Below are 11,033 nucleotides of genomic sequence, written 5' to 3' on the forward strand. Positions count from 1 at the left end.
TCAGACAAAAGACAAATAGAGAAAATTCATCATCTCCCACAACCAAAAATCAGACATTGACCAACCTATATCTATATTTATTAAAAATTTTCACTACCAGAACCAACAAAAAACCGAACATTTTTCCTCAGAGCTAAAATTCCCAACTCAGACAAAAGACAAATAGAGAAAATTCATCATCTCCCACAACCAAAAATCAGACATTGACCAACCTATATCTATATTTATTAAAAAAGGAAAACTGAGCATTTTTCCTCATAGCAGAAATTCCGGAATTAGACAAAAGACAAATAGAGAAAATTCATCATCTCCCACAACCAAAAATCAGACATTGGCAAACTGCTATCTATATTTATAGAGAAATTTTCACTGCAAGAACTAAAGGAAAACTGAGCATTTTTCCTCAAAGCAGAAATTCCCGAATTAGACAAAAGACAAATAGAGAAAATTCATCATCTCTCACAAGCAAAAATCAGAAATTGCCAAACTGCCATATATATCTATTGGAAAATTTCACTGCCAAAATTAAAGAAAAAATCGTCAATTTTCCTCAGAACAGAAATTCTCGACTAAGACAAAAGACAAATAGAGAAAATTCATCATCTTCCACAAGCAAAAATCAGAAATTGCCAAACTGCCATATATATCTATTGGAAAATTTCACTGCCAAAATTAAAGAAAAAATCGTCAATTTTCCTCAGAACAGAAATTCCCGACTCAGACAAAAGATAAATAGAGAAAATTTACTATCTCCAACAACCAAAAATCAGAAATTGCCAAACTTATATCTATATTTATGGGAAACTTTCACGACTACTTTTACTCAAAGTAAAAATTCGAGATAGAGGCAAGAGATCGCCAATCTCAATTCACAAAATTTCCCCAAATTCATCACACCAGAAAATCCAGAGCAAAGCTCATTATTTTCCAAGGTAAAACTTCACAACTTCCACTCTCAAAATCAACATTAGATTCAGCAACATCTCGCTCCAACAAATCAACAACTTTTCCTAATGCCAAATCAGCATCACTTTCCAATTTCAAAATTGCCTCTCTTCCCAAACATTCATAACACCTTAAAACCCAATATTGATTATTCTCCGACCGTTTCAACGCCATCAAAATTAAATTATCAGTTTCCCAACCCAAGAAACGATAAATTTGTGGCAACCTTCCACCAGATTTTTCCGAACTAATCCACGGCATTACCTTAACAAGCAAAGGCAGATTTAACTCATAACCCCGTTGCACAGTACCAGCACTTTCCCAACTTCCCAAATGAGGATAAATAGCATAAGTAAATTCGTGAATTCCCACATCAGCCTCCTCATCAGGCCAAGTCGAACCCCTTAATAAACTTAAACGTAATTCATCTGGCTTTGCATCATATCCATACTTACAATCATTCAGCAAACTTACCCCATAATTCTCATCACTAATATCCGCCCAACGTAAAGCAGGAACTTCCCATTTTGCCTTATCTCTCTCTGTCTGAAACTTAGTCATTCTCTTAATAGCCCCACAAGGAATTTCATAAGTAACAAAATCCGTATCTATATTTATAGGAAAAGCAGCTTTAACTAAAATATGACTTTCCTGCCAATTTACCCAACATTTAATTTTTAGCAGTGGAGAACCAAACTCCAAAATATAATCCTGACAAAACTCAGACTTTCCTATTCTTCTAATAACCCGCAGACAACTTCTTAAATCTCCCCGTTCCATCCACCCAATATCTATTAACTTTGCAGGAGCTAAAGGATATTCTTGATAATTTGGATCAATATTCCAAGCATCCCAATATTGACCCTCATCTTGAAAAACTTGCAATTCATTCCCCTTCCCTTTTCCCAAAACTTCCCGTTCATTAATCTTGTCAAAAATACTCTCCAAATTTCCCATTTCCCCCTCCACCTTTACCCGTAATAAATCATTCTCTAAAAGCCATCTTTCACCATCTAAACTAACAGTATTGACAAACTCAATTTTTTTCGCTATCCTATCTGTAAAATGGGGAATAGGTGTGCTCATATATAGTCTTTTGTCCAAATCTGAAAACCCGCAACACAACCAAAATACTCGATAACCAACCCCAGGTACATCAGAAGCAACAAACAACAAATCCTGATCCGACACCTGAGAACTAACTAACCTTCCCTCATTGTCATAAACTAGCCAGTCATTTCCATTATTTTGCATACCAGCAGAATAATTATCCATATCCAAACCCTCTGCCTGCTGCCTACTCCCCACATTTGAACAACCCTTTTTTTCCGGAGGCGCTGGCAAAGCAACCGAAACCAATTCCGAACGTTGCCAATTCAAAGAATTAAAAACAATAACCCGATAAAACATCCCACCTTCACCAGAATCAAACGAAAAAGGCGGACAAAAATCCACATGAGAAGCGATCGCCTCCATAGCCTCATCCAAAACTTCCAACCCCAACCGTTCAGACTCCCTCCAACTACGATTAGCATCCACATAAACATCAGAAATAGCCGAACCAGGCAAAATATCATGAAACTGATTAAACAAAACCCCCTTCCAAGCAACCTCCAAATCACCCCTCCGATAAAAAGCCCCAGTCACAACCGAAGCAAAAACAGCAAACAACTCAGCCTCATACAACAAACCCTCACAACAGCGGTTCCATCTCTTTTGATCAGCATGAGTCGTATAACAACCCCGATGAAACTCCAGATAAAGTTCATCCCGCCAAACAGGAAAATCATCAGAACCTTCCCCCACCAACTCCACCAAAAAATCCTCAGCAGTCGTAAACTCCAACAAAGGAAAAAAACCAGACTCCCGCCATCTTTTCCCCACCTCCAACATATCCCTAGTCGGACCCCCACCATGGTCTCCCACCCCAGGCAACCACAAAACATTTTTCCTCCCAGTTTTCACCAACCATTCACAAGCAAATCTCGCCATTTTCACAACATCAATACCCTCTCCTATCGGCGGTAACATCAAACTAAAAATCCGACTTTTGTCCAAACCTTCCCACCAAAAAACCTCAAAAGGAAACTCCATCAAATCATTCCAACGTAACTTTTGAGTCACAAAAAATTCCATACCCCCACCCTGCAAAATTTGCGGAAGTTGCCAACAAAAACCAAAACTATCCGGCAACCAAGCAACAACAGAAAATCTGCCAAACTTTTCCCAAAAATAACCTTGACCATATAAAACCTGCCGAACAATTGATTCCCCACTCACCGTATTTAACTCTGGTTCTACCCACAAACCCCCAACAAACTCCCACTTTCCCAACTCAACTTTCCCTTTAATTCTATTAAATAAATCTGGTCGATTTATCTCTATCCATTCATATAGTGCCGGAGTCGAATGACAGAAAATAAGTTCCGGGAAATCTTGTTGTAAATTCAATACAGACTCAAAAGTTTGTTGCGCCACTTCCCAAGTTTCTTTGACATCCCATAACCAAGCTAAATCTAAATGAGCATGACCCAATAATTTCAGTTTTAAACTATTAATATACTTCTCAGAAATTTTGGCTATTTCAGCATTAACTTTTTTCAGACACTCTTCAAACTTTTCCCTCTCTCCAACTGACTGCCAATCTATCAAGTTCACTGCATCTTTTATTCTCTCTATATCTAAGCAACTCTCAACCTCAACTTTTGCCAAATATTCAACCAAAATTTCTAACTCATCTGCCAATAAACCAGGGTCTAGCTGATAATTATCTATATTTTCATACACGCACCAAGATTTTACTAAAGCTCCCCAATCATGTACCGGACTTACCAACTTAATCCCAATTAAAAAAGTTTCTCCAACCATCGCCTTTCGACTCAGTAAAATTCGACTCGAACAGTCAAATAAATCTCCTGTTTGTACTAATTTTCCATTTACATAAACTTCCGCAGATTCAGCCCACCAAGTTAAACCTAATTTTAAAGATAAATCAGCTAAAAAATAGTTGTTTAAGTGTGAGGGAATTATCAATTTTTGCCCTAACCATAAAATCTGTTTACCTTTTTTCCAGGCAATATGTTTTTTCTCATTTGTTACGGCTAACTCCCAAGTATCTAAATTTTCAAGTGCGGTTAAAGGTATATCTCTTTGTTGGTATCGCCATTGCCTTTGAATATCTACTTGAGTTAATTTTCGTAGTTTTTCTATAGTTGTTGAAATTTCTCTAATAGAAAATTGCATAAAGTTTTGATTTTTTGATTATTGAATGTTTAGAAAGAGTATATAGCAGAAGAAAGAAGGAAGAAGAATAGAGTAGATAGGATATAAGCCATCGCTCCACTCAATTTAGAAGAGCCAAAAAAAGCATTTTGTGAAGCTCTAAAAAATCTGTCAGGTTTTGAGTCTTGCATTCCCCGAAAAATTGTGAGACAATTTATGTATTGGGGGTCGTTCGCCCCTACGCATGACTTTTTATTCAACTAAAAACACCATACTTTCTGCGGATAACTATATATTATATAGATATAAGCGATCGCTCCACTCAACTGAGAAGAGCCAAAAAAGCATTTTGTGAAGCTCAAAAAATCTGTAAGGTTTTGAGTCTTGCATTCCCCAAAAAATTATGAGAAGATTTATGTATTGGGAGTTGTTCGCCCATACATATGACTTTTTATTCAACTAAAAACACCATACTTTCTGCTATATAGAGATAAGCGATCGCTCCACTCAATTGAGAAGAGTCAAAAAAAAACATTTTGTGAAGCACCAAAAAATCTGTGAGGTTTTTGCCTTGCATTCCCCAAAAAATTGTGAGACAATTTATGTATTGGGATTTGCTCTCCCCTACGCATGACTTTTTATTCAACCAAAACACGAAACTTTCTACGGGTAACTATATTAAAGATATAAGCGATCGCTCCACTCAATTGAGAAGAGCCAAAAAAAGCATTTTGTGAAGCTCTAAAAAATCTGTGAGGTTTTGAGTCTTGCATTCCTCAAAAAATTATGAGAAGATTTATGTATTGGGAGTTGTTCGCCCATACACATGACTTTTTATTCAACTAAAAAAAGCCACAATTTCTGCTGATATCTCTGTATATAGTTATCAGCGATCGCTCCACTCAACTGAGAAGAGCCAAAAAAAGCATTTTGTGAAGCTCTAAAAAATCTGTGAGGTTTTGAGTCTTGCATTCCTCAAAAAATTGTGAGACAATTTATGTATTGAGAGTTGCTCGCCCCTACGCATGACTTTTTATTCAACTAAAACACGAAACTTTCTACGGGTAACTATATTAAAGATATAAGCGATCGCTCCACTCAACTGAGAAGAGCCAAAAAAAGCATTTTGTGAAGCTCTAAAAAATCTGTAAGGTTTTGAGTCTTGCATTCCTCAAAAAATTATGAGAAGATTTATGTATTGGGAGTTGTTCGCCCATACACATGACTTTTTATTCAACTAAAGACACCGCACTTTCTCTGCTAACGCTACACTCAAATTAGAAAGGAAAACTTTTCCTCCTGTAATTGAAAATAATCATTGTGTGAAGCTCTAGAAAGATGCCCAAGGTTTTGAGCCTTGCATTCTCCAAAAAATTGTGAAATAATTTGTATAATATGAGTGATTTGCCCCTACGCATGACTATTTATTCAACCAAAAAAATCAAATAACTCTCTCATAAAAATACCCAAAAAATCCTATATTTTTTCTCCTTGAGATAGAGATGTATAAGCAGATTCTGATTTTTTTTCTAACAACAACTTTTTTGCAACTAACTTGAATTCTTGATGAGCTTTACTCATACAAAAATTTCTTTCATCAAAACCTTAGCTATTTTATAAATTAAGTAAAGCCAAATCATATTTCATATTTCAATTCACTCAGAATAGAAAATTAATAAACCTATAAATCTAAAATAAAAATGACATCAAGTCCTTATAAAAGTAAAGTATTAAACTTTGTTTCTGAAAAATATCGCCAAATATTAGATCGAAGCGATCGCGTCTTCAATCAAGTAAAATTTGCAACTACCAACACAATTCAATTGCTACTTTATCCAATATATGTGTTGCTGCAAACCTCTCGCCTAGCAGCCAAACAACTAGAAAAAAATCAGAAAAGCGAATTACCACAAATCACAAATAAAGTCAATAATCAAAATACTAAAAATCATCAAAATACTAACCAACCGATTCAGCAAGCATCACTAACAACAATACAAACAGCCACCCCACAAGCAGCTAAACCTTCAGTAAACACCTCAACCTCCTCCCGAATAAAACCCCAATCTCAACTTTTCCCAAGACTAGACATTAAATTAGAAAATCAAGATACCCTGGCAGATAATCATCAAAAATCTGAACTTTTGACCAAAGACCAACAAAAACAGCCACTTATCCTAACAGCTTACTTAGAAAATAAACCCCCATTGCAACTTCAACCATGCGCCGAAATAGCACCCAATTCTGGATATATGAGCATTTTCTGGCAAATTATGGCTTGGGTGCAAACCAGTCAAATAGCCTTATGGTTCAATCTATTTGAGGAATTGAAATTACCCCTGGAGAAAAATGAACTAATTCAGCAAAAGAAGCAATACCAAACACTGCCATTATTGTCAAGTTCCAATCTAACATTCCATAGCTTTATTAGCAATGTAGCCAAAAATTACCTAAACCCAATTACAAGAAGTTTAGGTTTAAATGAATTACTACCACCCATTAACATAGAAGAATTACCCTTTGAATCATTGTTAGAAGTAAAACAAGAGGAATACCAGGCACAGAACCCTTCTCAAAAGACCATTTTCACCTCTAATAATTCTGTCCAAATAGAAACTATCAGATGTAGAGAAAATCGGGACAGAAGCATCAAAGCTTTAACAAAGACAAATGAACAAAACTTTTCTCAGACCACAAAAAATGCCAAAGTTTCCATTCAACATTATCAACATTATAGTAGAGACAATAAGCCAGATAACCAACAAGGACAAGACTGCTTAGAAGTAGCCTCAGTTTCAATGGGATATATCAAACATCCCCTAGAAGAAATATTAGGGTGGGTAGATATAGTTATGACCTGGATAGAAAAAGTCCTTGCACAAATCTGGCAATGGAGCCAAAAGAAGTTGAAAAATATTTGACAAATAATTGTAGTCAAATGAGACAATATTTAGATATGATAAGAAAGTTGTAGATTTCTCATAATCAATATCAATTTTTCACACTCTGGGAGAAAACTAATAAATGCTAACTCTAAAAATAGTCGTTAATATTGTCGTCCTCTTCTTTGTAGGATTATTCATTTTTGGATTCTTGTCCAACGACCCCGCTCGTAACCCTAGTGGTCGAGATATGGAGTAATAAAATCTCTATATTTTTATAGACTGACGCCCTGTGCAACTTTTTTCAACGGATGAGAGCTAGAGAGTCTTGAGAAGAAGACTTTCCGCCAAAGACCCAGAAAAACTGATTATTTTGTAGAAAGTTGCACATCACGTAGACTGAGTAAAAAATAGACTGAATAAAAACTTGCACCAATATGTCAGTCAGCCTGGAAGTCCACTAATCTAATTAAGTGTTACATTCCAGGCTAGTTTTTGACAAAATTCACAAAATATGATAAGCCAAATAAAATTCAGTGAATAACTGAATAATATATCCATACCCTAGAGAGTGGAAAAAAGTAATCTCCAGGCCAAGCTAATTAGATTTTTACTCTTGAATTGATAAATCTTCTGTAAAAATTCTAACTCTTAAGTTTATGATCGACTCTGATGTTTAAATCTTTGAGCTTAGTGTTTCTATCTGAAATATGTCCTATCCTCTGCCACCACCAGAACTACCTCCAATAGTCGAAACCCTCCCTTCACAAACAGTAACCCAATATGTTATAAAATCACCACAGGAAGTATCTAGCCCAGTGCCAAAATTCAACCAGGGGACTGAGGAAATCATATTGTCTGTAAAAAGCACCTTCTCAGGACAAGAAATCAGAGAAACCGTACTGTACAAAATTCCTCAAATTAAATCCACCTTTGACCCTGTTAGTCCAGTAAGTCCAATTCATACCACCTCAGCAAGTCTTGGACCACCTATAGAAATAGACATATCATCAGCAGAAAAAATTTCTACTATCGAAAACCAAATTAATTCAGATAGAAAACTAACATTCTCCTCTACTTCCTTCTCAAATTTCTCCGAATATATTGCCAGAAAACAAGAAGAACAAACGACCAAACAAGCAAACTTATATAGCTCCAACAGCAGAGAAATATTACAAAGTTTCAGTGAAAATACCGCAAATACTAGGCAAAAAACAAAAACCTCAAAATTTTTCAGTCAACCAGAGCAACTAGAAACACAAACACAAAAACAAACACTTAAAATAGGGCAAATAATAGAAGATAGCTCCCCAGAATTGCCAAATCTTCCCCAAGACCAACAACCTATTGGCGAACCAGATACCCCAGAATCAAAAGAAGAAGAGACACCCATTCCCATAACAGATCCAGAATCTCAAACCCAAGAGTCAGACGAAGAAACAGAAAATAAACAACCTATTAAAGTACCCTTACCAGCAGACGTAGTAGAAGTAACAGCAGAGCGCCAAGAATATGACGACCAACGGCGACTAATTACAGCAGAAGGAAAAGTAATAGTGCGATTTAGTCAAGGACTCGTTAACGCCGACAAAGTACAAATTAACTTAACTACTCGTCAACTCCTAGCCACAGGAAACGCTGTTTTTACTCAGGGACAACAAGTATTGCTAGGAGAACGAATGGAATACAACTTTAGCCTAGACAAAGGAGTAATTGAACAAGCAAGTGGAATTATATTTGTCGGTAACGCAGAAGAAATCTCCTCATCATCCCTACCCACCACAGAAGGAGTAGGAGCATTACAAGCAACAACATTAAGCGATCGCATAGCTGCAACTCAACCACCAACAAATGTCAAAGCAACTGAAGGCACAAAAGTTACATTTGAACCCAAACTAGAAGCACCCGAACAGGCAGGAACAGTTAATAGACTGCGCTTTGAAGCAGACCGTCTCAACTTATTAGGTGCAGGTACCTGGGAAGCGACAAACCTCCGACTCACCAACGATCCATTCTCACCCCCAGAAGTAGAATTAAGAAGCGAGCGTGCAACACTCAAACCCCTATCACCCTTTCAAGATGAACTAATCACCAAAAAAGCACGGTTAGTATTCGACAACCGCTTTAGTTTACCACTATTTCGCGAACGAACAATCATTGACCGTAACCAAAGAGACCCCCTACCAATTCAAATTGGTTATGACCAAGATGATAGAGGAGGATTATTTGTTGAAACCACATTTGAACCCCCACTTCAAATACCATTTCAAGTCAGACTCACTCCCCAATATTACTTAGAAAGAGCATTTTTAGGAGATGAAGGCGACTCCCCCATAGACGATAACGTGTTTGGTCTCAAAGCTTCAATCAACGGTTCCATAACCCCCACAACTCAACTAGAAGGACGAGCCACATTTCTCACATTCAAAGACTTTCCCGACCTAGAAGAAGACGACTTTAGGGGTAGCATTCGACTAAGACAATTATACCAAGGTTACAATTTAACAGGAGAGTATAGTTATCGCGATCGCCTATTCAATGGCAGCTTAGGATTTCAAACAGTTCATAGTAGTGCAGGTGTAGTCCTTACCTCCCCCCTAATACCACTAGGAGAAACCGGTGCCCAACTAAGTTTTCAGACAGGTTATCAAACTGTCAATGCCAGAACAGACCGTCGGGAATTATTAACAGACCTCCAACCATTTGAACCCTTACCCGATGAAAATGATGAAAATGATGACGACGATGCTAAAGCACGAGCTGACCTTGGTCGTTTCCAGAGCGTAGTCTCCCTGAGATACCCACTAACAATCTGGAGTGGAGAAGCATTGCCAGCAACCCCAACCGAAGGCTTGAGATATACCAGCAAACCAGTAGTTCCATTTGTACAAATGGTCTTAGGACTTACTGGTGCTACTAGCCTTTATAGTAACGATGAAGACCAATCTTATCTTCGTGGCAGTCTTGGGTTTACTGGTCAGTTTGGACATTTTTCCAGAGACTTTTTTGATTATACTGGATTCAACTTAACTTATAGCCAGACAGGTTTGAGTGGTCAGTCACCTTTTTTCTTTGACCGCGTTGAAGATACAAATGTATTGTTATTTGGTCTTGTGCAACAGATTTATAAAGGTTTTCGGGTTGGCTATCAAAGTGGCCTCAACTTGGAAACTGGTGATATTCTCGATGATCGAGTCACATTAGAATATAGTCGTCGTACTTATGGAGTCGTATTAACTTTTAGTCCCAGACGACAAACTGGTACATTTAGCCTCCGGATCAGTGACTTCAACTGGCAAGGTGGTACAACTCCTTTCTCAGGGGAAGATATTCGACCTGTAGGTGGCGGTGTGGTTCAATAATTATGAGAATTTAGAATTTCCTACGGAATGCTCCGCAAACAGAATTTAGAATTCTGAATTTAGAATTCAGACGACAATAGCAAAAAATTAGGCGTTGCACAGTGACGAATGATTTTATATTTTTGATGAACAAGATTTTGGATTTGATAATTGCTAGAATAATTAATTAATGGTTTTTTTTAGTCAAAGTCTAAACTAATTTTTGGCAATATCATTCTATAATGTGCAACCCCAAAAATTAAAGCACCCTGATGAATTTTGCCTGCCCTATTACCAAAAAAAAGTGGAAAAAGCTTTTCTGTGTCTCAGGTTCATCATCAATCTCTGTCAAACAGCAACTCTTTCCTTGCCGTCTACAAAATATTTAGAATTGGTTAGGGTTTGAGTCCCCATCTACTTCTTCCTTCTTCCTTCTTCCTTCTTCCTTCTTCTTACCAAAAACTTGACAAAAATCTGCTTCTGATTCCCGACCGAAAAGCGATCGCTCCATCTATAGGCGTAGATCGAAGGTTCGTGTCACCAGGTGCAACGTTGTAAAGTTTTGTAAAGAAAACGTATCCGCGTGTTGGCAACTGCCTGAGCGCAAACAACTACACAATTGCACTACCTAGAAACATTCCAA

10 protein-coding genes are annotated in these 11,033 nt (G+C 37.2%); 4 read left to right on the top strand and 6 right to left on the bottom strand.

Features of this window, described 5'->3' with window-relative positions:
- Window positions 1-479 precede the first annotated feature (479 nt).
- The gene (locus tag F6K15_RS35955; protein WP_293070614.1) at window positions 480-845 is read left to right on the top strand and encodes a hypothetical protein; all 366 of its coding nucleotides are present in this window, start codon (window positions 480-482) and stop codon (window positions 843-845) included.
- Window positions 846-891: 46 nt separating this feature from the next.
- On the opposite strand, the gene F6K15_RS35960 is transcribed toward F6K15_RS35955, so the two are convergent.
- The 5 genes from F6K15_RS35960 to F6K15_RS35980 all read right to left on the bottom strand — a co-directional run bounded on the left by F6K15_RS35960 (window position 892) and on the right by F6K15_RS35980 (window position 5,335).
- Complete coding sequence (locus F6K15_RS35960) at window positions 892-4,188, bottom strand: alpha-mannosidase (RefSeq protein ID WP_293070616.1); 3,297 nt, start codon at window positions 4,186-4,188, stop codon at window positions 892-894.
- A gap of 430 nt (window positions 4,189-4,618) precedes the next feature.
- The gene (locus F6K15_RS35965; protein WP_293070618.1) at window positions 4,619-4,744 is read right to left on the bottom strand and encodes a hypothetical protein; all 126 of its coding nucleotides are present in this window, start codon (window positions 4,742-4,744) and stop codon (window positions 4,619-4,621) included.
- Window positions 4,745-4,805: 61 nt separating this feature from the next.
- Entirely contained in the window at window positions 4,806-4,940 is a 135-nt protein-coding gene (locus F6K15_RS35970) for a hypothetical protein (RefSeq protein ID WP_293070620.1), read from the bottom strand.
- Window positions 4,941-5,001: 61 nt separating this feature from the next.
- Window positions 5,002-5,139, bottom strand: a complete 138-nt coding sequence (locus tag F6K15_RS35975; RefSeq protein ID WP_293070622.1) for a hypothetical protein — start codon at window positions 5,137-5,139, stop codon at window positions 5,002-5,004.
- 61 nt (window positions 5,140-5,200) lie between these two features.
- On the bottom strand, window positions 5,201-5,335 hold the full coding sequence (locus F6K15_RS35980) for a hypothetical protein (protein ID WP_293070624.1): 135 nt from the start codon (window positions 5,333-5,335) through the stop codon (window positions 5,201-5,203).
- Window positions 5,336-5,867: 532 nt separating this feature from the next.
- Here F6K15_RS35980 and F6K15_RS35985 point away from each other — a divergent pair.
- The 3 genes from F6K15_RS35985 (at window position 5,868) to F6K15_RS35995 (ending at window position 10,411) form a co-directional block, all read left to right on the top strand.
- Window positions 5,868-7,088, top strand: a complete 1,221-nt coding sequence (locus tag F6K15_RS35985; protein WP_293070625.1) for a hypothetical protein — start codon at window positions 5,868-5,870, stop codon at window positions 7,086-7,088.
- A gap of 103 nt (window positions 7,089-7,191) precedes the next feature.
- A complete protein-coding gene (locus F6K15_RS35990) occupies window positions 7,192-7,308 on the top strand; it encodes a photosystem II reaction center protein I (RefSeq protein ID WP_202220449.1) in 117 nt (38 codons plus the stop codon).
- 451 nt (window positions 7,309-7,759) lie between these two features.
- On the top strand, window positions 7,760-10,411 hold the full coding sequence (locus tag F6K15_RS35995; protein ID WP_293070628.1) for a DUF3769 domain-containing protein: 2,652 nt from the start codon (window positions 7,760-7,762) through the stop codon (window positions 10,409-10,411).
- A 364-nt stretch (window positions 10,412-10,775) separates the two neighbouring features.
- On the opposite strand, the gene F6K15_RS36000 is transcribed toward F6K15_RS35995, so the two are convergent.
- Entirely contained in the window at window positions 10,776-10,901 is a 126-nt protein-coding gene (locus F6K15_RS36000; protein WP_293070629.1) for a hypothetical protein, read from the bottom strand.
- Window positions 10,902-11,033: the final 132 nt, after the last annotated feature.

It is taken from the genome of Okeania sp. SIO2B3, from assembly GCF_010672525.1.
Taxonomy (GTDB): domain Bacteria; phylum Cyanobacteriota; class Cyanobacteriia; order Cyanobacteriales; family Microcoleaceae; genus Okeania.